The sequence below is a fragment of the Leptothoe sp. EHU-05/26/07-4 genome, from assembly GCF_043421015.1.
GTDB classification, from domain to species: Bacteria; Cyanobacteriota; Cyanobacteriia; order Phormidesmidales; family Phormidesmidaceae; genus Leptothoe; species Leptothoe turfae.
Map to the genome: position 1 here is coordinate 24,170 of NZ_JAXSQV010000002.1, position 22,136 is coordinate 46,305.

Genomic DNA, 22,136 nt, shown 5'->3' on the forward strand with positions numbered 1-22,136 from the left:
TTAAATTTGCTAGGGCTTATTTACCAAGATCAAGGTAATACCTAGTTAAGAATCTGGGGACATTGGCTTACGCGCAAAATGATGTGCCCCAAGATCAGGAGTATCTGGATCAAGCGCTGAGCATGGCCAAGGAAACTCTTGGAGAAGATCATCTCTCCCATCCGCAAACAACGCTCTATCACCGTCGCCACCACGTCTTAACAGGAGCTGTCTCCAACTTCCTCAACAAAACATCCCTTTGCGTAATCTCCACCCAGGGCATCACCGTCCCAATATAATGGGTCTTCCGCCGTTTCTTTAGCGCCAACAATGCCACCCGTATATTAATCGCCTCATTTGGCAACCCCCGACACAGCTCCACCACCGTCGCTGATGTCACTTTAGACATCGCCGCTAGTGCAATTGCCGCATTCATCACACCGCTGTGCTTTAATTTCGACAACAACGGCACCAACTCGGCTTCCGTCAAATCAAATGCCTCAATCACCTGCAGTGCTTCTGCAATAGAAATATTATTGGCCATCCCATTTTGCGAACCATTGCGCTGACGCCTCACCTCATCCGGCAACAATGCATCAATGATGTCAAAGATCTTATCCAGCATCCCCTTTACCGTGTGGAACTCACTGCTCTGCTTTATGCCGTTATACCGCAGAAATGCCAGAATTTTCTCGTAAATAGTCAGAATCAGCTGACTCGTATAAATATCTACCTCAATATCTCGTTGAAATCGTTCCAGCGCCTGGGGATAGCTATCATCATCTAACCGCATACGGCTATGGATAAACTCATAGAGAGACGACAATGCTGCTGAAACATTATCCCTGAGATCCTGCAACGCAGGCAGATACAGTTCACCATTTTCCAAATCAGCCAGATAGGGACTAATGGTTTGGTAGTTCTTCTCAGCACTGGCTACCAAGAAAAATAAAGCTTCCAGTAAAAGATTAGTCTCTAAAATAGGTGCATTGTATTTAGCCGATAAACCACCCTGTTCAGCTTTGGCCAACATAAACTCATAGAAACTGCTGACATTTGCCTGTTCTATCCGCCAAGCCTTAAAAAAGACCTCAGCTTTGTTCATTTGAACAAGGGAAGACTCTTCGACTTGGGGATTAGCTGCAGTACTTTCATCTTCACTTGCATCTTCAACAAGCTTGGGTAAATCCAGTAACTTCACTGTGCCATCTAAAGAGGCTGTAGCAAGGTACGAGCGATTGGCCGCAAAGGATAGGGCAATGGCGTGGGCATCATGGGCAATGGTGGTAACGCGTCTACCGGTAGCAACTTTGATTATGTTAGCGGTTTGATCTGACGATGCTGTGGCCAGGTATCCTCCATCGGCAGAGAACGCGACGGCATTAACGTCCTCTTCGTGCTTAATGGTATAAACGTTTCTGCCGCCTGTTTTAGTGACTACTTTGATGAGTTTAATTGTATTATTCCATGAGCCAATGGCTAGATAGGTACCAAAGGGAGATGATGATATACCCCGCAGTTTACCCTGATGAGAGATAGAGGTAATTTTCTCACCGGTGGATATCTTTGTAATTTCGGTGTTTGAGCCAGTGGTTGTGGCAATGTAAGCCTCGTCTGGCGAAAAGCAAAGGACATCGGCTGAACTTGTATGGGAAAATGCTGTCACCTCATGGCCAGTGGCAACAGCCACTATCTTTATTGTTTTATCACTGGGAACGGCCAGATATGTCCCCCTGGGCGAAAAGCATATGGACTTTGATATGTCTGCTTCATTTTTGCTATGGACCAGGGTACGAATTGTCTTGCCTGTAGCTACCTCAACAATTTTTATGGCTTTGTCAATGGAAACTGCGGCTAAGTGAGTGCCATCTGGAGAGAAGCAGGTTTTCTGTACAATACCTTGGTGCTGCACGGCAGCAAATTCTTTACCCGTCGATACGTCTATGACCTTAAAAAGATGGTCTAATACAATGGCCAGATACGCACCATCCGTTGAAAACGACATGGCTGTAAGCCAACCTTTATAGGTGATTGTTCTCAGCTCTTCACCTGTCTCCACCTCAATGATCTTAGCAGTGGTCGCTGATATGCTTTCTTCACCAGGCACTTGCCTCAAGTAGTAAACCCCGTTGGGAGAAAAGAAACCCACTGGGACATCAGACCTATTTGTAATAGTTGAGAAATTATCACTAGCACTTGCTTTATTGGTGGTGATTTTTGCATTGGGCTTAACCAATTCAATAAAGATATTGGAGAGCAGAGAATTTAGTCGCTGCTTCCCTGCCAAGTTGGAAGAAGTCTGGCCAATATCTTCTGGGTAGATCAGGGTAAAGGTTTCTTGTAGGGATGTGAGCTGTTGTCTAACAACGTAGAGATTGGGGTCATCAATTCTAGCGTCATGTTGTAGACCTGAAATCTTCCTCGCTCCGTAAGAAGCATATTGGGTGCTTTCGTTATCATTAGTAATATCTTGTCGAATGCTTTCTATAGCAATATCTCGTGACTGACTCAGTTTTTCTCGTGTTTTGATAAACTCATATAGCGTAGAAAGGGCGGTATCAATGCTGTCTTTGCAATTTTGCAATTGCTCTGCCTTGAGATATTCTTCACAGGTGATTAATAATGAATTGATCGTTGCCAAGGCAAGATTCGTTTCTAAGATTAGTAGAACATTCTGTTCTATGGGGTTATCCGACTCAGCTGCTTTTTCAACCGCTTGTTTGATGCCATCCTTGGTGTATAGATAAAAGGTGGCGTGGGTAGCTTGCTTAGTATCCCGAAGGTGCTTCCAGTGCAGGTAGTTTTGGTTAAGCTGTTTGATGACATCCAAAAACTGGTGCGGTAAATTATTTCTATCTTCTGGCGTGATATCGATATTGATAAAGTCGTCGTGGATAACGTCTGGTGAAAACTTGGATGACGATATTAAGGAAAGCATGCTTCAAGAACTTGAGGGTGCTTATGGCTGATAAGAGGCCACTACAGCTAGATACAATCCCTTTATGGATGATTCCTTAAGGTTTGAGCCCTCAATCAAATTGCGTCCCAAAGCGCTGTCGTTCTGAAATAGGGCTTTGTACAGTTATTATGGCACCAAGGTTTTTTAGTTAGTCAGACTACTGAAGCAATTATATGTGTCGATCAAAGTTGTCCCTATGGTTAGCTGGAGTAGTCATCATTATGTTCGGTACTGGATGCCAGCCAAAAGCACAACCACTGCCGATAAGTGCTCCGTTTGATCAGCGATTAGATACTGCCCTAGCAGAAATTGAAGCACAAAATCTAAATGTTATTATCGCCGTCTCTCACCATAGCGAGCCTATTCAATTCAAAGAGTTTGGGGCTCCAGCCATTGACACAATACCACCCGAACAAACCTTGATTGACATCAATTCCATCACAAAAACTGTGACTGGAGTGATGGCAGCAAAACTTGTGCAACAAGGCAAGGTCAGTTTTGATGAAACCCTTGGTGATATTTTTGACAACGTACCAGCCGATAAATCGAACATCACAGTACATCAGTTATTGACACACTCCGCTGGATTTAGCAAATCTATTGGTCCAGATCCAGAACAGCTGAGTAAAGATGAATTTCTCATTCGAGCATTTGAATCGTCGCTTGAATTCCTTCCAGGAGAAACATATCAATATTCCAACACCGGATTTGGCATTGTCGCCGCGATCATCGAAGCACGCTCTGGTAAATCTTATGAAGCCTATTTGCGCGAAGATGTGATTGCAGGACTAGGGCTAGAAAATACTGGGTACGAGTCTGTTTATGACAATAGCCGTTCACTAAAAACCAGGCAAGACGAGACAATTCGCCAGGCTAGTTGGGGAAACGACAAACCTTATTGGAATCTCATTGGTAATGGTGGCTTAGTCTCAACGGTGGAAGATATGATTCAATTTCGTCAAACGGTTGTTGCTGGTCAAGTCATATCTCCAGATATGCTTACTATTGTGCAAACGCCGCATATTCGGGAATTTGAAGACGATGAGAGCTTTTATGGCTATGGGCTTGTGGTTGAAGAATTAGACGGCATTGGGCAAGTCTATTGGCACGATGGTGGTAATGAAGTGTTTTCGGCCCAATGGATAGATTACGTAGAGCAGGGTGATTTAATTTTTACAGCTGGTACTGACGAGGATGCTACCAAAGCTATAGCTTCGTTGGAAAATCATTTGTATGGTGGTAGTGAAAATAGTTCAGAATAATTGTTTTGTCTAAGCCCAGATTAAGGTTTCTGTGATTAGCTATGGCCATAGTCAAAACTACTTTTAATTATGTACATAAATTCCTCAGGTAAATTCACAGCCACACTACTTGCAAGCTTAGTTCTAGCAGTAGGCTGTGCCGTAGATCCATCGAGTCAATCCGTGGATACCACTGTAACTAGCGATATCCAAGACAGTTCGGCCATAGCCACTGAAGTTGCAACTACGCCTAATCCCTGTGCTAGTGCAAGTCCCTGTGCTGGGGCAAATCCCTGTGCTGGAGCAAATCCCTGTGCTGGGCCAGATACAACTGCAGCCGTAGAAACTATTGCACCTGAAACCCAAAATATCCAATATTTTGCAGATAATAGTGGACTGGCCATCCGTGGCACTGACCCCGTTGCTTACTTTACCCAAGGTGGACCGGTTGCGGGTAGTTCAGAGTTTACCTATACCTGGAACAATGCCACATGGCAGTTTGTCAGTGCAGAAAATCGAGACTTATTTGCAGCTAATCCTGCACAGTATGCTCCACAATATGGTGGATACTGTGCCTGGGCCGTGAGCCAGGGATATACTGCGTCCATTGATCCTAATGCCTGGAAAATTGTGGATGGCAAACTCTATCTTAACTACAGCAGAGGGGTACAAAGACGGTGGGAACAAGATATTCCCGGCCATATCAGCAACGCCAATGCCAACTGGCCTGGAGTCCTTGAAGAATCTTAGGAAGGGCGGTTATCCATAGAATGTGAGAGAATGTGAGCGGTCTCAGGGCTACCCTAGATTCAACAGCAATCGTCTATCCTAGACCCACTAACTTCAAGAATTCACCTTGATAAGATCGTTCAGCAAGATGCTGATCATTTGATGCCAGGTATTTGTTAAGCACCTTGAGAATCTTTTCTTTCTTAACAGGCTTGCTAAAGAATCCAGATGCACCCACTAATCTGGCGCGTACTCGGTCAATCAGGCCATCGTTGCTGGTTACCATGATTACAGGTGTTCTCCGTAAGGATGCAGTCCGGCGAATTTGAGCACACAGTTCGTAACCATTGGTATAGGGCATCACCAAATCTAAAAAAATCAGCTGAGGCCTGAATTCTAATAGTCTTGGCATGGTCTCTAAGGGCTTAGAGATATTTTGATAACCATAGCCTGCCCCTTGAATAATTGCCGCCATGGCCTGGCTATCTAATGGACTATCTTCAATGTAAACCACCTGATTTTGAGATGCTGACAACAATCCTTGGGATAAGCGCGAAGGGTTGGGAAAGAGTAGAGAATTTGTTGTTTCTGAAGCGATAGGAACAGGACCTAACAGCGTTTTTACTGTAGCTAAAATACTCTGTAGATCAACGGGTTTTAACTCACACGCATCACAGCCAGATTTCTGCACTTTGGTTCGCTCAGCTTCAGTTGTGCAAACTGTCAAGGCAACTATGGGGATCTTTTGCGTAACTGTTGATGCTTTAAGAATTTTAATTGTTTGCCAACCACTGATAACAGGCAGGTCTGTGTCAATTAAAATAATATCTGGTGCTTCAGTAACTGCCAATAAAATACCTTCATCGCCCCCTTGTGTAGCTAGAACTATCTCATAGTTACATTGGGTAAACCATGATCGAAGGGTATTACAGAGCGATGAATCGCTCGTTATTAATAAGATTTTCTTGGTCATAAAAAAGATTCACGAGCCATTTCCTAATGCACTTGAGTTTCCACGAGAACCAGTGAATCTGTTCCAAACGGACAAATTCATTGTCTCTAGTTCTGCTCAAACCGGTGGCAGGCCTGCCAGCGATTAGCATACAGGCCATAAAAAATCATGGCCTGTACAGTTGGAGCTATAACTAGCAAGCAATAAACATGCCCGATGCCAGTGTGAGTAGTAGGACACTCATATCAAGTACGACCAATGAAGTAGTTCAAAGTTGCCAATGGTTGAACCGCTTCAGTCGTTTGACGTATGCAATCTTGGATAAATTGCGCAAAAAACGTTTGCGTAATATCAACGCCCCTTAGGGCTGATCTTGTGAACCTGGTTAGGATATGCGTCAAAGCGGTCTACAGTTTGAGTTGCTTGAACTGTAGACCGTCTACATGCCTAAACTATGCCTAAACCACAGTAAATGCAGTTTCAGTTAGAGCTGAAGCAGCTACGCCATTTAGTAGAGCCAGATCCTCAGTGCCAAAGGAAATTACCGCAGCATCGCCACGCTGACCAAGGGATAGATCTGAGAAGGATAAGCCATCGGCCAGACCGATCAGGTCAGTGCCCACTTCGAAGTCAAGGATAGTATCTGTACCTTGACCTGCGGCCAGGACAAAGGTGTCAGCACCACGACCACGACCAAAGTCGTCACCCACTAGGGTGTCGTTACCCAGACCGCCCTGCAGCAGGTCATCACCGTCGTCACCCCAAATGTGATCATCGCCGGCATCGCCGAATAGCTCGTCGTTGCCACCTTTACCGCCGATTCGATCATTGCCTGCACCACCAAAGATCAGGTCATCGCCACCGATACCGCGCTGGGAATCGCGGCTATTGAGGTCACCCCGCAGGATGTCATCACCGTCACCGCCAGCGATCATGTCAGCGCCTAAACCGCCTGCAATCGTGTTGTCACTGACAGTGCCAACCAGGGTATTGTCAGAATCATCACCCACAGTGACTGATTCTGGTATCGATGCCACACCTAAACGCGGATCTAGATTTAATGGCTCATCCAGTGCCAATGTGATGATTTCGTTGTTGTCAATTTCGGTACCCGAGAAATCACGACCAATGGAGAATGGATAGTTGTTGTCATTCGCCACCAGAATGGTATTTTCATCAAGCACCAGGACATCTTCAATGGTGACAAAGGGGAAGGAGAATGTGGTGCTACCATCACCATTGAGATCATTAGGATCGGCAATGTCCAATAGATCAGCAACCAGCTCTCTTCCTACAAAGCCATTTTCATCAACATTAGAGATATCGATTTTGTAGATGCGCTTAAATTCAGCAGCTTCACCCTGACGACCATCCCGCTCAATCACTAAGAATTCAGTCTCGTTGATGGGGGTGAGGTCACCAATGGCATGGTTGGGGGCATCCAGCTGATACAGGCCGATAATGCCCTCAAATGAGCGGCTGGCTACATCAAATTCATAGATGCGCAGAGACCCTTCGGGATCGCCAAGGACTGTGCCTTCTAGCATGGGATAGAGGGTACTCCGGTCGGGGCTAAAGCCCATGCCTTCGTAACCCCGTGAACCGCGTAGGTTAGCAAACTCTTCAGCGGTTTCAAACTGTTCAACTATAATCCGTCCAGTTTCAGGGAAGTCGGTGAAGAAGCCATCCACACCCAGTTCAATCAGCTGACGAAACTCATCTCCAGATGTCTGGGGGGTACCATCCTCATTTAAGGTGAGAAAACGCTCTTCATCCCGCAGGGTGTAGGGGTGAACTTGCAGCCCTGCATCGTGGGCAAAGTCAACTAGAGGAAAGACCTCTCCAGTCAGGCGAGTGGTGATTTCCTCAATACCGTCCCCATTACCGTCTACGGGTGTTGCCAGGGGCTCACGCAGCAGGATGTTGTTTTTCCAGGGGCCAATTCCGTCGGCATAGCTGCTAATTTCAGTAATGGCCTCAGCATTGGCCAGGGAGTTATAGCCTGGGTTTTCAAAATCTAGGAAGGGAAGCAGGTCACCGTAGATGGCCCCTTTCTCAGCTTCAGATAGATCGGCATTGGCCACCAGGTCATAGGGCACGGAGAAACCGCCACCGCCTTCATTGATAAAGGCACCTTCAGTATCACCAAAGAGCTGCACCAATTGCAGGTCATCTAAACCAGCCTCAGGGAGGATTTCGTTTCGTAGGTCTAGCAGGTTCTGAATTTCGAAGGACTGGATAAAGATGCGATCGCGATCTGTAAATCCGGTATCCACCAGGGTTTGCACCAGGGGTTCTTCTAACGATAGCCCTTGCTGATCAAAGAAGGTGGGGTGCTTGGTTTCGGGATAAATACCAATGTCACGGCCCACTGCGGCGCTGACCTCCTGAACCAGTTCGATGACTTCCTCAAACGTAGGAATTTCAAACTCGTTGTTAAATTCCTGATTGCGGTATGGGCGGGACTGAACCGCCCGTAGCTGCTTGATTTCTGCCAGGGTGAAGTCTTCAGCAAAATAAGCCGTAATTTCTTCCCCATCCAGCATCTTGGTGGACATGCGTTCAGCACCAAACACCTCGGCCACGTTAGTGGTGTCGTCAAGCATAGGCTCGTGGCGAGCGATCAGTACACCATCAGAGGTGATCACCAGGTCAGGCTCAACAAAATCAGCCCCTTGATAAATGGCTAAACGATAGGCTTCTAAGGTGTGCTCAGGAAAATCACCGCTGGCCCCCCGGTGACCAATCACTAATGGAGTTTGACCATTAAGGGTATTAAAGTCAAAGTCAGGATTATTGGGAGAGCGCACCTCGCCGGACGTCAACCGATCTACGACAGGATCTCCTGTGCGAGGGAAGTCAGTAAAGAAGCCATCGGCACCAATGTCAACCAGCTGCTGAAACTCTTGCTCTGGTGTTTGGGGTGTGCCGTCAGGATTTAGGGTGAGAAAACGTTCTTCATCGCGCAGGGTATAGGGATGCACCTGCAAATCAGCGCCATGGGCATCATCGATGAAGGAGGTAACTTCCCCGGTGAGACGAGTTGTGATTTCGGCCACACCGTCACCATTACCATCCACTGGAGTCTCCAAAGCTTCCCGGATAAGAATATTGTTCTTCCAAGGACCTGCCCCTTCGGCATATTGCTCGCTGATCACCTGCAAAAATTCAGCGCTATCCAGATCGCTATATACGGTGGTGCTAGACAGGGGATTCTCCACCGCCGCTAAAAAGTCTGCACCATAAATGGCCTCTAGATCGTTACCCTGCTCCACATTAAAGCGGATGTCGTAGGGAGCCGAGAAACCGTTATCTACAGGTGCATCGGGCAAGGTGTTGCCATATAGCTGCACCAGGGGAATATCGCCCAGACCTTCTGCATCTAGCTGGCCCTGAAGTTCAATCAGGTTCTGGAACTCAAAGGACTGGATAAAGATGCGGTTGGGATCGGTAAATCCGGTCCGCTGTAGGGTTTCAATTAAAGGCTCTTCTAGAGACAGTCCCTGCTGGTCAAAGAAGGTGGGGTGCTTGGTCTCAGGATAGATACCAACTTGAACACCGGTTTCAGCTTCAACGGCTTGCACCAGTTCGATTACTTCCTCAAAGGTGGGAATCTCAAACAATCCATCAAAGGCCGGATCGCGAAAGTCACGAGATTGGACGGCCCGCAACTGTTTAATCTCTTCTAGGGTAAAATCTTCTGCAAAGTAACCAGTGATCTCAACACCGTCCAATAGTTTTGTGGCCATGCGCTCGGAGCCAAACACCTCGGCCACGTTAGTGGTGTCATCTAAAAGCGGCTCATGGCGGGCAATGAGAACACCGTCAGAGGTGGTGACTAAGTCGGGTTCAATAAAGTCAGCCCCCGCTGCGATCGCAGCCCGATACGCTGCTAAGGTGTGCTCTGGAAAGTCACCGCTAGCTCCTCGATGCCCAATGACTAAAGGATCTTGACCATTAAGGGTGTTGAGATCAACTGGATTGGGAGTGGCAATGGGTGCTTCTAAGAGTTCACCCTCACTGTTGAAGTGCAATAGATAAGGACCAAACTCCTCACCCACCCAGATATCACCGTTATTATCAATAACAAATGACTCAATATCAAAGTCAGCACCGGTCAAAAGACGCTCGGCACTCTCTTCATTTTGAATATCGAAGGGAATTAAATTATCGGGATCGCTCAGTTGAACAAACCCTTGCAGATCTACGCTACCATCACCACCTTGACCCTGAAAATTTGGTCGAGCCTGGTAAATGCGCAACAGATAGTCGGTACTGTTACTTTCACCGCCAAAGCCGTTGTCAGATAAAAACCAAAATGTTCTAGCGTCGGTATCAGGCGCGAATTGTACGGCACTAAACCCCTGCACTGGCTGGCCATTAAAGGGACCGGTGCGGCCATTTGCAGAGATGGGTTGAATGCGATTGGCCGCATCAATCCGACCGTTGTCTGTCCCAGACGGAGGACCATCAGCGAAAGTGTCGGCTGATAGGGAAGCAAACCCTCTTAAGGTGACCATCTTTACCTCTGAACTATGTGATTAGTAGATAACTATTGATGTGGAGAACTTGAACACTCCCAGTAAGGAAGTGAAGAACAATCTCCGTCGTTCCGGGTGGTAACAATCCCCCAGGAGGTAATATTCAGGAGCAAGGTTAACAAAACATTTTCGAACCATTAAACAAACTGGCTACGGGTGCCAGATTATCGTTCAAGGCATGTGGTGCAAATGGTGTAAGAATTATGTTGGCCAATAATTTTCGTAAAGTTGCTGCGATTATTGGCAGCGGCGACTAAACCTTAACCTGTTTTAATCTCTTCTTCATCCACATCAGGAATAATCTAAACGGGGGTTAAGCATGGGTGTCAGCGCTTTTGAACACAGTGTAGGGCCATGCTTATGTCCATCCTTTTTAACTGGCAATGGGTTTTCTATGGTGCTTGATTCCGATTTATTGACGGCGTGGCAACAGCTTAGAAATGGTCAAATTGACTGTCAGCGCGCATTACAGCTGTTGCGGGATGACCAGGGAGCCCTGAATCTAACCCTGCTGGATGACGAAGTCTGCCAACGATTTTTTCAGCTGTTCCCTGACGCACAGCAGCTGCCGCCGGTGGTGCCCCTATTGCTGTGGCGCAATTGTTACTATCTGGGCAGTCCTGTTGCCCTGACCCCTGAGGTAGAACAGCAGGTTTGCGATCGCACCCTCACCCAGGTCAAAATTTTATCCATTACAGAAAAAAGCTATCGCTGCTGGCACCACACCCGCCACTTTGACGTAAATTGCATCGGTGCGGCCCCTTTAGTTAACCCCCTCACCGGTAGCCAGGACGCAGAAGATATTAGCGAAACAACAGAGCTATTTTTGTCAAAGGCGGCAGGCCAGATCGAGCGGATTAAAACCATTATTGCCAGTGCTCTACGCAACCGGGCCAGCGACATTCATCTAGAGCCCACCACCGAAGGTCTACAGGTACGCTATCGCATTGATGGCGTCCTGCGTAACGTCACAAAACTACCCTTAGACATTAGTCGCCGGGTGATTGTTGCCCTCAAGGTAATGGCCAGCATGGACATTGCCGACAGCCGTCGACCCCATGATGGCCGCATTGGTGAACAATATATGTCTGGGGATGGCAATGCCCTGGGCATGGATATGCGAGTCAGTACGCTTCCCTGTGTCTGTGGAGAAAAGGCCGTTATCCGGCTTTTACCCCGCAAAAATCCGTTCTCCACCATTGATAAACTGGGGTTTTCTCCCAAAGTATTGCCCACCTACAAAACCTGGTTAGAACAGCCCCAGGGCCTAATTATCTTCACCGGTCCCACCGGCTCTGGTAAAACCAGTACCCTATACACCAGTTTGCAGGCCATCGCTAAAGAGCATGTCAATGTGGTCACCGTGGAAGACCCGGTGGAATATGTTCTGCCCCGGATTACCCAAACCCAGGTAAATGAAGCAGCCGGCATGACCTTTGCCGCAGGATTACGGGCCATTCTCCGGCAAGATCCTGACATTATTATGTTAGGCGAAGTGCGGGATCACGAGACAGCAGAAACTGCCGTGCGAGCGGCTTTAACGGGTCACCTCGTCTTTACTACGCTCCATACTAACGATGCCGTTGGCGCAATTCCCCGGCTTCAGGATATTGGTCCCGATCCTAGCTTGATCAGCGATGCACTGCTGGGTGTCGTGGCCCAGCGGCTAGTCCGTCGTATTTGTCCCCACTGCATAGAGTCTTATCCAGCTACCGAGACAGACTTTAAACGATTAGGGATACTGCCATCCCAGATTAAAGCCAACCCTGTTTTACACCGAGGTCGTGGCTGCAACCATTGTTTAGGTTCAGGTTATCTAGGTCGTGAGGCAATTGTGGAACTGCTTGAAGTGGATGAACCCATTCGGGAAATTATCCACAGTGGCAACATGATCGACTTACACCGTTACTTAAGGGAAACTGACTTTATGTCCTTCCGTCAGGCCGCCATCGAAAAAGTATTTGCCGGTGTCACCAGCATTGATGAGGTCTTTAGAGTCTTACCCCGCAGTGCTTTGCGTGTAACCAATTCACAGCACAAGCAATTATCACAACTAACGGCTTAGGCCCAGGATACAGTGCCCTGTTGGGAGCGGATCAAGAAACAATAAGGTACTCTCAAATTTCGGCTCAAGAAAAACAATATCTCTCATAAAAAAGGGCCTCAGGACTAATCCCAAGACCCATTCGCTCATCCGTCACAAACACCAAATCTATACAGTGATGGGTTGACCGTCGGTTCTGTACATCATGATAGTGATACCAGGTGTTTGAATGTTAAAGAACATCTTGGTGCCATCAGCAGAGAAACATCCGCCAGCAAACTCACTGCCTTCAAAGCCAGGCGTAATGTTCTTAGCAAATTTGAACAGACCACCGTCGGGAGTAACTCCAACAACAAAGATGTCGCCGCCGCCATCTTCAAATAGATAGAGACTGCCATCGGCGGGAGAAACAGTAATGTTGTCTGGGTTATCCAGTACCGCTTCGTCAGTGGACTCCACAAAGAGTGTAGCGGTTTCAGTTACATCGTCATAGCACCAGACTTGACCCTGACCAGCATCACCACCGCTGGTACAGACCCAGTAAATCTTGTCATTGCCAGCCCAGGCACCTTCACCACGGGCAAAGATGGCACCGCCCAGTTCCTGAGCATCAAAGCGGAGGGTATCTGTATCGGGATTAACGTTGACACCATTATCGGTTAGGCTCACCCATCTTACCCGTTGGGGCTGGTTTAACAGAGAAAGCACACCAGTACGAGTGTCCTGGAGACCACTTTCAAAGGTGAGTACCTGTAGTTCACCGCCATCTGTCAGATTACCTGGAGTGTTGGGGATATAGCGATAAATGCAGCTGTCGCCACGGTCTTCAGTCTCATAGACATAGCCAGTGGCAGGATCGACAGCGACAGCTTCGTGGTTAAAGCGACCCATTTCAATCAGGGGCACGGGGTTAACTAAACCGCCACGGGCAGGCACTTCAAAGTTAAAGCCGTGCTTTTGAGTAATGGCAGGGTTGTCAGCAGGAACACTAGTGTTCTCTTCACAGCTAATCCAGCTTCCCCAGGGAGTCGGACCACCGGCACAGTTACGGATAGTACCTGCTAGAGAAACATAATCCCGTAGAACTTGACCACGATCGGTAATGATCATGGTGGACGTACCACCAGCCCCTACACCGGGACCCCCGTCACCGTCAAATCTGTCGTAGGCTCTCTGTAAACCAGTACCGTCAGTAAAACCGGAACCATCATCTTCACCAGGGCTGAGTTCGTGGTTTTGCACTAGAATATGTGTACCGCGAGGGCCTTGAAAACAAGCCATACCATCATGGTCACTGGGGCAAGGCTTACCATCACTCATCTTCATGCCACTGACGTGGAAAACGCAGTATTCAAAATCAGCAGGTACCTCTAAAATTGCTCCTGCGGACTGGAGATTGTAGACTGGGCTGAACCGAGGGTCAATATTTGCAGGTAGCTTAGGAACCAGGGGACCAAATGGGTTAGCAGTAGGGTTTTGCCCAAAGGCTTTTTTAGCGACAAGGGCCTGTAGGGGGGCAATAGCCAGTGCGCCAGCAGCACCAGCTCCCATATAACCAAAAAACTTACGGCGAGATAGGGAAACCACTATGTTCTCTCCTCTCTAAGAACACATACAAAAATCAAGGCATTAACTCACACGGAACTCCCATCGACAGATGGCAACTGAGGCCATGGTTATGACGACTAAGATAAGAATGCTTTCGAGATATCAGGCGGCAGCCACACTACAGATATCCATCAAAAAAGAGCAGTTTAAAATCACTCTTTTTATAAACCAGCTGCCATGCCTATGGAATAGAATGTTCAGATTCTAGCAACCGTTTTAGGATAAGTAGTTAAGGTGGGATTAAAGAGAGTTTAGTGTTTTTTCTTCTTTGGGTAGGGGGCTACATTTCAGTTGATGCGATCGCTAATCATGCGCCCTCTTCCCACTAATCAAGCTCATCAATAAAAGCCGCATTTTCAATAATGGGTCGACGACGCGCCACCTGAGAACGAGGGGGCGTTGAGTTGGGTTGGGTATATCCCAACAACATTCGGACACTTGGACTATAGTGAGCCCAGTTTTGAATATCGGGTTGCTGTTGCCACTGGTCACGAGAAATGTCTGCTACTAAAACAGGCAGCACCTGTCCATTGCGATGGACAAGGACAGTTAACTTAATGGGAGTCGCATCAGGATTTGTTGCAAAGACATTAGAAATTGTATCATTTGCCGTGCCGACCACCTGCTCGATCAAACGTCCATAGGTGCGCACCTGATCTGCTGAGATGGTAACAGTCAGCGATGGGGATGCTGCCTGATTAGTCGGTACTTGCGCTACCGTCGTTGCTCCTGAAATCCGGCATCCCAACAACACTAGTAGACCACTTAAACACAAGCCAGACAAGAGTTTTAGCATCATCGCATATCCTTTGGTGTTATGACTTAGTTAAAAGAGACACCAAACATTAGGCAAACGTCTTGAACATTCCAATAAGAGGACGTTAATAAAGGGTTAGGACAAGGCTATTAACCACAATCTTTAAAGCACGAAACCCCAGGCAACTGCCTGGGGTTTTGTATTAAAAAGTCAATTTTTTCGGCTTAACAGTTTAATTAAGCCGCTTGCTTTTGACGCTTGGCTACAGCTGCTGCTCCTGCTACGGCCAAAAGACCCAGTAGAGTCGCAGGCTCAGGAACAGGTTCAGGATCAGAGACTGAAATTGTACCAAGTGCAGTTAGATCACCATCGGAAATTGCACCTGCACCAAAGTTGTCTACAAACAAAAACTCTAGATCAAGACCAAAATCATCAGAGCTGTAGAGACCCTGATCAAGACCGTCAGTCAACCCAAGTTCATTAGGTGTACCGTCTACAAAGAAGCCAGTATTGTCAAACAAACTGGCAAACTCACCGTCAGAAGAGGAAATAGTAAATGCGTCTACTTCGCTATTACCACTCCAGCTCCATTGCCAAGAATCAAACTCATTACCGGAGACAACACCATCAGTGGCAGCTGTTCCTTCAGCAATAAAGAAACCACTAATGAAAGCATCTTCAGCAAAAAAACCAGTGTAGTCAACACTCCACTTGAAGAGAGCCGCATCGGCAGGTGCTGCAAAAGCCATGACGCCCAGTGCCGCCGCCGCTGCAAAAACAATTCGTTTCATAATTCTGTCTATGAATAAACCAGGTAAATAAATGGACTAAACTGCGTCAAGTCCCCCAAAGCTCGCCCTGTTCTGGCTCAAACCAGAACAGGGTGGGATACTAATTAGGAGCCAACAATGCCGCCATCCTTACGGGTGATGACAATCGTACAATCGCGAGGAATTGTAATACCATCCGTCGGTGCCGGGAAGTTGGTTGCTACTGGATCGCCGTTACCAGGATGCTGGGTATTGATGAACAGAGTCTTGCGATCAGGCGTGTATGCGACACCAGTGATTTCATCACCGCTCACACCAACAAAGAGACGACGAATCTCACCTGTTTCAGGATTAGCAACCAAGCACTGGTCTTGCAGCCCCTTCTGCTGACCACCATCGGTTTCAATGAACAAACGCCCATCGGGGTCAGCCCATAGACCATCGGGATCGCTAAACGTCCGCTCATCGCCTTCAGCGTGGGTCTCATCTGCAAAGATGACGTGTTCCCAGGTAAATGTGGTGCCAACGTGATTATTTGAGTCCCGTGTTTTCAGAATGTAACCATCGGGGTTGGGTGCCCGGAGATTTACAGCATCCGCTGTTTCACGTCGGCTGTTGTTGGTCATCGCCCAGAAACAATCACCAGTTGGTCCGACGGTTACCCACTCAGGACGATCCATGGGAGTTGCTCCCAAGATGTCAGCCGCCACACGAGTAAATACCAGGACGTCTCCCTGATTTCTAAATAGAGATTGTCCCTGTTCGTCTACAGCATCACGGATGGCAGGATTACTGTATGTAATTTCCATCCACTCGCCGGTATTATCATCATTGAACTTCGCGACATATAGCTTACCGTAGTCCAATGGACTCAGACCGCGAGCAACCATGGAACGCCAACTTGCCTGAGACACAAACTTGTAGCAGTAGTCGAAGCGCTGGTCATCACCCATGTAACCAACGTAACGACCACCTGCACCCACGGTCCCACCAACACCTTCGTGCTTAAAGCGACCCATCGCCGTCCGCTTCACAGGCTTTGCAGTTGGGTTTTCTGGATCAATTTCCACAACCCATCCAAAACGATTACGCTCATTCACATAACCAGGATTAGAGGTATCACAACGGACATCAAAAACGGTGCCATTGTTACCGCCCCATGCATACCCAAAGCCTTCAGCCGTTACACCGTAGCGCTCATCAGCCCCGGTGAGAGGGCTCCCCTCACCCAACGCAGGATCATCGGGAGGGTTAGACTGGTCGACTTGAGAGTTGTTGAAGTAACCGTTAAAGTTCTCTTCACAGGTCAGGTAAGTGCCCCAAGGTGTGAAGCCGTTGGCACAGTTATTGACAGTTCCTTTGAACTCATTACCAGCAGGGTTTTGCAATAGAGAGCTATTGGCTGCAGGGCCGCTGAAAGCAACCGGTGTGTTGAAGGTGACTCGACGATTCTTGGGGCTGTCCAATACAACCTGCCACGTACCGTTAACTTTCTGAATTTCCACACAGGCAACGCCGTGGGCATGCTCCATCGTGCGAACATCTGCCAGCGACTCAGGAAGATCCTTGCCCAGGACATGGGGAGTACGGCCAAACTCATGGTTAATGCACAGTACACCCTTTGTATTGCTGGTGCCATTCTCAGGGAAGAAGTGCATCCCGTCGTGACCAATACCCACTTGCTTTAGCTGAGCATCAGCGGTAGTTCGGTTGACCGGATCCCCTGCATATTCTGGGACGCCAGACTCCAGTGGAGTTCCCCAAGGAATCAGGACATCGTACTGATAATCAGAGGAGATGTGGGGCACTCTGCTGTCCACAATAGCCTCTGCAATAGTCACTGGACTAAAGCCAATGTCAGGGCTAAGACTCTGAGCAAAAAGAGACTCGGTTAAACTAGTTCCAGGAGAACTTGCAGCGGCGGTTTTACTGGTTAAACCGTTGCCTACAAGCGCACTAGCAAAACTTGCGGCAGACAAGACAGCACTGCGCTTTAGCAGATTGCGCCGTGACATGTTTGCCTTCAATACATCATGGAAAGGGCGATTGCCCGAGCGATTGCTGGGGATTTCATCATGAAGCATGGAAATTTGATCTCCTCTCTTGAATCGTAGTTGCACTATCAAAGAACGGGGGCTTAAACCCTCCATAGCTGACCCTTCAGAGCTGACAAGTTGCAGTCTCCTAATGAGAAGCCTTTCTTACCAAAGACACCTTGTTGTGAACAGCTAATCCACAAAATCCACATAGGACTGCACAGTTCTACCATTCAGTCGACCGGCGTCAAACTGTCGATCAAACTGGGTCGCAATCCCCCGCGACGCAACAGGCGAGGAACGACGAGATGGCGAAGCGGCCACCTGGGGAGGCGACTGGCTATCATGTCGTCGAATCAAAGCATATGCGCTGTAGTACTTGGTCCAAGCACTGACTTGCGGTTTCTCTTGCCACTGTGTCCGAGAAACGGTTGTGGTTAAAACTGGTATCACATCGCCATTACGACTACCCAACACAACAATTTCGATCGCAGCCAAGCTGGGATCGGCATCAAAGTGCTGGTTAATTTCTTGGCTCACCATAGACTCAGCGCGACTAATCAAGTCATCGCTAGATGTCCGACTATAAATGGGCATCTCCAAAAGAACTGGCCCATCTGAATTCGCTAAAGCTGATTCGAAAAACGCACCTATGGAAAACGTGCCAGCAAGGCAGGCTGCCATAGAGATACCGCCTAGCAAGAGCTTGCTAGACCACATAGAAAGACGATTAGCCAACATATTTGGCAGTACTTGTGTAATAAAAAATCAGACAGCACCAGTAATCTGGCTCAGCCCATTTATCCCCTACAGCCTATGGTTCCACAAACAAACTTTTTACAGGTTAATGGGAGGTTAATGGGAGATTTTAACTAGTTAAAGAGTGTAAGTATTTTTACAAAGACAACTATTGATAAAAGCTATAAAAGTGCTTTTATCAAAGAATATAACCTATGCGCACAGGAATGTATGCGTCCTTGATCCCTGGCTGTTTTAATTGTATTTTTAGATTTCCTAGGTAAATATCTGTAAAAAGGGGTATTCTCCAGCGGTTCTCAACAATAGCTTCTTTTATGTAGTGTTAGCTTGGTCTTTGAAGTGAATGCAAACAAACGCAGCTGAGTTAGCCCTCAGCTGCGTTTGTTTTAGCGCTACAGAATCTAGAGATTGGTAAAGCTATTCTCTGTAAGCTCTTCTGTGGCCACACCTTTCAGAGTTGCTAACACTTCGTTGCCAGCAATGATGTCATTCCCCGATAGGGTGAGTTGATTAAAGCTCAGACCGCTGGATAGGCCAATGCGGTCGATGTCAACTGCAAAATCAGTGATGGTATCAATACCGCCGCCAATCATCAAGATAAAGGTGTCATAGCCTTTACCGCCAGAGAGCTGATCATCACCAGCACCACCGTCTAAGACGTCATTGCCTGAACTACCCAGTAACACGTCGTTACCTTCGCCACCTTTTAGGATGTCGTTACCGATACCACCCTGAATAATATCGTGGCCGACGTTACCCGAAAGATGGTCGTTACCCATACCACCTTTTACAACATCATTGCCGCTGCCGCCTTTAAGGGTGTCATCGCCCTGGCCACCAAATAGCTTGTCGTCGCCCGCCTCACCCTTCAGCGAGTCGTCACCAACACCACCATCTAGATCATCGTTACCGCTGCCGCCTTTCAAGGTGTCGTCACCAATGCCGCCCTGGAGGAAATCATCGCCATTGTTGCCAGAAATATAGTCGTCGCCCATGCCACCTTTCAAGATGTCATCGCCATTACCGCCTTTGAGCGCATCATTGTCCTGGCCACCAAACAACTTGTCATTACCCGCCTCACCGTTAAGCAGATCGTTACCGGTACTACCCTCTAGCTCGTCGTTGCCATCTCCACCTTTGAGGGTGTCGTCACCCGTGCCGCCTTTGAGGATATCGTGGCCATCGTCCCCCAAAATCCGGTCGTTGCCGGGGCCGCCCCTTAAGGTGTCATTGCCACCTTTACCGCGAATACGTTGGTTACCTGGGCCGCCAACAATGGTGTCACCAGCATCAGTACCAATAATGGTTTCTGTCGGTGGCGTCGTCAGCAAAGGTTTGTCTGAGTCGAACAAGGGTGTCACTTGCCCGCGAATTGCACCGGGAGTTCCCAACTTGTCGGACTCAGCAGTGTGAATCTGAATGTAGAGTTTGCCGGATTGCAGCTCATTGATAAACTCGCTGAGGGGTTTAGTTTCTGGACCGTCATCGGTGTCACCATCTCCGTTTAGATCGGTGGCATCGCTATCGTTCCAAATACCAGTGATGATGCCATTTTCAAAGTCCACCACAAGATTGTCGTCATCCTCACTGGGTAGCCCAAAAATATTTAGGGTATGGGGACCATTTTCGCCTTCAGGACCTACATGTAAGTGAATGCGAGTAACATCATTGAGTTCAGTGCGATCAGTAATGTTTTGTTTTAGGGTAATCCCGTCCAGTTTGATTTGGTACGCGAGGCCGCTGCCATCCTCTGCCAGGATAAAGGTGGCGGTTGCTCTGGCAGTGGAATCAGGAATTACTGCATCCTGAACCACCTGTGCGCCATCGGCTACCAGAGTAAAGATATTTGCCTTGAGAGGTTGTTCAATCTGACCGCGAATGGTGTCCGGTGTGCCTAGCTGATCAGCTACTACGTCGTGGATCTGGCGATCAAGATCCCCAGCTTCTAGTTCATCAATCGGCTGGCTAAGAGGTTGGGTCTCATTGGGGTCACTGGTGTCGCCATCACCCCTTAAGTCGCTGACGTCATGGTTGTCCCCCACCGCTTTGATGATGCCCTTGTCAAATGAGTCGATGGGGGTGATTTGGCCACGGGCACTGCCGGGTGTGCCCAGTCTGTCGGCAGCGGCGTCGTGGATTTGGATGTAAAGGTCCCCGGCCCGCAGTGCTTGAATAAACTGGCTGAGGGGTTTGGTTTCAGGACCATCATCGGTGTCACCATCCCCGTTTAGGTCGGTGGCATCGTTGTTGTCCCACATGCCGGTAATGATGCCGTTTTCGTAGTCCACCACGAGATTATTGTCGTCTTCGCTGGGTAACCCGAAAATATTCAGGGTATGGGGACCGTTGGCACCGTGTTCACCCGCATGGATATGAATCTTGGTAACATCGTGGTCTTCGGTGCGAGCGGCGGGATCTGCTTTGAGGGTGAAACCGTTGAGTTTGATTTGGTAGGCTAAACCGCTGCCGTCTTCTGCCAGGATAAAGGTGATTTTGGCGGTGCCGGTGCCATCGGTGATGGTTGGATCTTGAACAACCTGGGGGCCGTTTGCGATCGCAACAAAAATCTCCTGCGATGATGCCTTGGGTTCAGTCACTGAAGTATCCAGCTGCCCCCGAATAGTCCCTGGAGTACCTAGCTTATCGGCAGCTACATCATGAATCTGTAGATAAAGCTGACGCGCCTCTAGCTCGTCAATCAGTTGACTCAGGGGTTTGGTTTCAGGACCATCATCGGTATCCCCATCACCATTTAGGTCAGTGGCATCATCATCGCCCCAGACACCAGTAATAACGTTACTCCCATAGTCAACGAGAAGATTATTATCGTCTTCGCTAGGCTTCCCAAAGATATTCAGAGCGTGGGGACCGTTTTGGCCCTCACCTCCCTGGTGAACATGAATCTTGGTAACATCATTATCTGCCGTGCGGCTAGCTGGATCCTCTTTTAGATCTAGACCATCAAATTCGATTTGATAGGCCAGCAACTCACCCCCTTTGAGGGGCGTAAACGTAGCCGTGGCCGTGGCCGTTGCATCAGGAATTGCGGTATCCTGCACCACCTTTTCACCTTCAGCCAAGAGAGTAAAGCTGTTTTCTGATTTTAGAGGCGTAATCTGACCGCGCACTGCACCGGGCGTCCCCAACTTATCAGATGCAACATCGTGAACCTGGATATAGAGTTCGCCAGCCTTCAGAGCCTCAAGAAAATCGCTGAGGGGTTTTGACTCGGGACCATCATCCGTATCGCCATCACCATTCAGGTCTCTAGCGTCACTATCTTCCCAGAGACCTGTAATGATGCCGTTTTCATAGTCAACAACGAGATCATCGTCGTCTTCACTAGGACGTCCAAAAATATTTAGGGTATGTCCACCGTTGGTGCCGGGTGCACCTATATGGAAGTGGATTTTAGTAACATCGTTATCTGCTGTGCGGCTGAGGGGATCTTCCTTGAGGGCTAGGCCGTTGAGTTGAATCTTGTAAGTCAGACCACTACCATCCTCAGCCAGAATGAAATTCACGATGGCAGTAGCCGTGGAATCAATAATAGTGTCGTCTTGCACCACCTGCTCACCATCAGCTAAGGCAATAAAGGCAGGTGTTGATTGGTGTACTCCCGAGGGTATCAGGCGATCAGTCATGGTTTCTGTAAAACGGCTAAACAATTCCTACGCGAAAATGCTGACCCTGGTAAGACTTTAACTAAATTGAAAGCTGTAAGTATCAAGAGGATGTCAAATTTAGTAAGGGCAAATAAA

At 48.1% G+C, this 22,136-nt stretch carries 13 protein-coding genes; 4 read left to right on the forward strand and 9 right to left on the reverse strand.

Going from position 1 to position 22,136, the window contains the following annotated elements; genetic code table 11:
* The first annotated feature begins 62 nt into the window (after window positions 1-62).
* On the forward strand, window positions 63-278 hold the full coding sequence (locus U2F10_RS02020) for a tetratricopeptide repeat protein (RefSeq protein WP_499870426.1): 216 nt from the start codon (window positions 63-65) through the stop codon (window positions 276-278).
* Here the strand turns inward: U2F10_RS02020 and U2F10_RS02025 are convergent.
* Window positions 179-2,917, reverse strand: coding sequence for a WD40 repeat domain-containing protein (locus tag U2F10_RS02025; protein WP_499870428.1), 2,739 nt, complete (start codon window positions 2,915-2,917; stop codon window positions 179-181). The genes U2F10_RS02020 and U2F10_RS02025 overlap by 100 nt on opposite strands.
* Window positions 2,918-3,159: 242 nt before the next feature.
* Between U2F10_RS02025 and U2F10_RS02030 the strand changes: the two genes are divergently transcribed.
* Entirely contained in the window at window positions 3,160-4,200 is a 1,041-nt protein-coding gene (locus tag U2F10_RS02030) for a serine hydrolase domain-containing protein (RefSeq protein ID WP_499870429.1), read from the forward strand.
* Between the two features lie 69 nt (window positions 4,201-4,269).
* The gene (locus tag U2F10_RS02035) at window positions 4,270-4,929 is read left to right on the forward strand and encodes a YHS domain-containing (seleno)protein (RefSeq protein WP_499870431.1); all 660 of its coding nucleotides are present in this window, start codon (window positions 4,270-4,272) and stop codon (window positions 4,927-4,929) included.
* 73 nt (window positions 4,930-5,002) lie between these two features.
* Here the strand turns inward: U2F10_RS02035 and U2F10_RS02040 are convergent, their stop codons facing one another.
* Together U2F10_RS02040 and U2F10_RS02045 are read right to left on the reverse strand one after the other, a co-directional pair.
* A complete protein-coding gene (locus U2F10_RS02040; protein WP_499870433.1) occupies window positions 5,003-5,881 on the reverse strand; it encodes a response regulator transcription factor in 879 nt (292 codons plus the stop codon).
* Between the two features lie 437 nt (window positions 5,882-6,318).
* Window positions 6,319-10,380 (reverse strand): glycerophosphodiester phosphodiesterase family protein, encoded by a 4,062-nt coding sequence (locus U2F10_RS02045; protein ID WP_499870435.1) that lies wholly within the window; start codon window positions 10,378-10,380, stop codon window positions 6,319-6,321.
* A gap of 415 nt (window positions 10,381-10,795) precedes the next feature.
* Here U2F10_RS02045 and U2F10_RS02050 point away from each other — a divergent pair, with 415 nt between their 5' ends.
* Window positions 10,796-12,466 (forward strand): GspE/PulE family protein, encoded by a 1,671-nt coding sequence (locus U2F10_RS02050; protein WP_250565852.1) that lies wholly within the window; start codon window positions 10,796-10,798, stop codon window positions 12,464-12,466.
* Window positions 12,467-12,613: 147 nt separating this feature from the next.
* Here U2F10_RS02050 and U2F10_RS02055 read toward each other — a convergent pair whose 3' ends face one another.
* The 6 genes from U2F10_RS02055 to U2F10_RS02080 all read right to left on the reverse strand — a co-directional run bounded on the left by U2F10_RS02055 (window position 12,614) and on the right by U2F10_RS02080 (window position 22,019).
* The gene (locus U2F10_RS02055) at window positions 12,614-14,032 is read right to left on the reverse strand and encodes an alkaline phosphatase PhoX (protein ID WP_499870437.1); all 1,419 of its coding nucleotides are present in this window, start codon (window positions 14,030-14,032) and stop codon (window positions 12,614-12,616) included.
* A 346-nt stretch (window positions 14,033-14,378) separates the two neighbouring features.
* Window positions 14,379-14,852 (reverse strand): hypothetical protein, encoded by a 474-nt coding sequence (locus tag U2F10_RS02060; protein ID WP_499870439.1) that lies wholly within the window; start codon window positions 14,850-14,852, stop codon window positions 14,379-14,381.
* Between the two features lie 194 nt (window positions 14,853-15,046).
* Entirely contained in the window at window positions 15,047-15,601 is a 555-nt protein-coding gene (locus U2F10_RS02065) for a PEP-CTERM sorting domain-containing protein (RefSeq protein ID WP_499059210.1), read from the reverse strand.
* A 104-nt stretch (window positions 15,602-15,705) separates the two neighbouring features.
* Window positions 15,706-17,664, reverse strand: a complete 1,959-nt coding sequence (locus tag U2F10_RS02070) for a PhoX family protein (RefSeq protein ID WP_499059208.1) — start codon at window positions 17,662-17,664, stop codon at window positions 15,706-15,708.
* 144 nt (window positions 17,665-17,808) lie between these two features.
* The gene (locus U2F10_RS02075; protein WP_163659320.1) at window positions 17,809-18,300 is read right to left on the reverse strand and encodes a hypothetical protein; all 492 of its coding nucleotides are present in this window, start codon (window positions 18,298-18,300) and stop codon (window positions 17,809-17,811) included.
* A 476-nt stretch (window positions 18,301-18,776) separates the two neighbouring features.
* Window positions 18,777-22,019: a CHRD domain-containing protein gene (locus U2F10_RS02080; protein WP_499870441.1), complete on the reverse strand. Its 3,243-nt coding sequence runs from the start codon at window positions 22,017-22,019 to the stop codon at window positions 18,777-18,779.
* Window positions 22,020-22,136 lie beyond the last annotated feature (117 nt).

Excerpts from the sequence above, each read along its gene's own strand:
- U2F10_RS02060 (WP_499870439.1), bottom strand. The coding sequence starts at position 14,852 with ATGATGCTAAAACTCTTGTCTGGCTTGTGTTTAAGTGGTCTACTAGTG.
- U2F10_RS02025 (WP_499870428.1), bottom strand. The coding sequence starts at position 2,917 with ATGCTTTCCTTAATATCGTCATCCAAGTTTTCACCAGACGTTATCCAC.
- U2F10_RS02080 (WP_499870441.1), bottom strand. The coding sequence starts at position 22,019 with ATGACTGATCGCCTGATACCCTCGGGAGTACACCAATCAACACCTGCC.
- U2F10_RS02040 (WP_499870433.1), bottom strand. The coding sequence starts at position 5,881 with ATGACCAAGAAAATCTTATTAATAACGAGCGATTCATCGCTCTGTAAT.
- U2F10_RS02075 (WP_163659320.1), bottom strand. The coding sequence starts at position 18,300 with ATGGCAGCCTGCCTTGCTGGCACGTTTTCCATAGGTGCGTTTTTCGAA.
- U2F10_RS02030 (WP_499870429.1), top strand. The coding sequence starts at position 3,160 with ATGTTCGGTACTGGATGCCAGCCAAAAGCACAACCACTGCCGATAAGT.
- U2F10_RS02045 (WP_499870435.1), bottom strand. The coding sequence starts at position 10,380 with ATGGTCACCTTAAGAGGGTTTGCTTCCCTATCAGCCGACACTTTCGCT.
- U2F10_RS02070 (WP_499059208.1), bottom strand. The coding sequence starts at position 17,664 with ATGCTTCATGATGAAATCCCCAGCAATCGCTCGGGCAATCGCCCTTTC.
- U2F10_RS02065 (WP_499059210.1), bottom strand. The coding sequence starts at position 15,601 with ATGAAACGAATTGTTTTTGCAGCGGCGGCGGCACTGGGCGTCATGGCT.
- U2F10_RS02035 (WP_499870431.1), top strand. The coding sequence starts at position 4,270 with ATGTACATAAATTCCTCAGGTAAATTCACAGCCACACTACTTGCAAGC.
- U2F10_RS02050 (WP_250565852.1), top strand. The coding sequence starts at position 10,796 with ATGGTGCTTGATTCCGATTTATTGACGGCGTGGCAACAGCTTAGAAAT.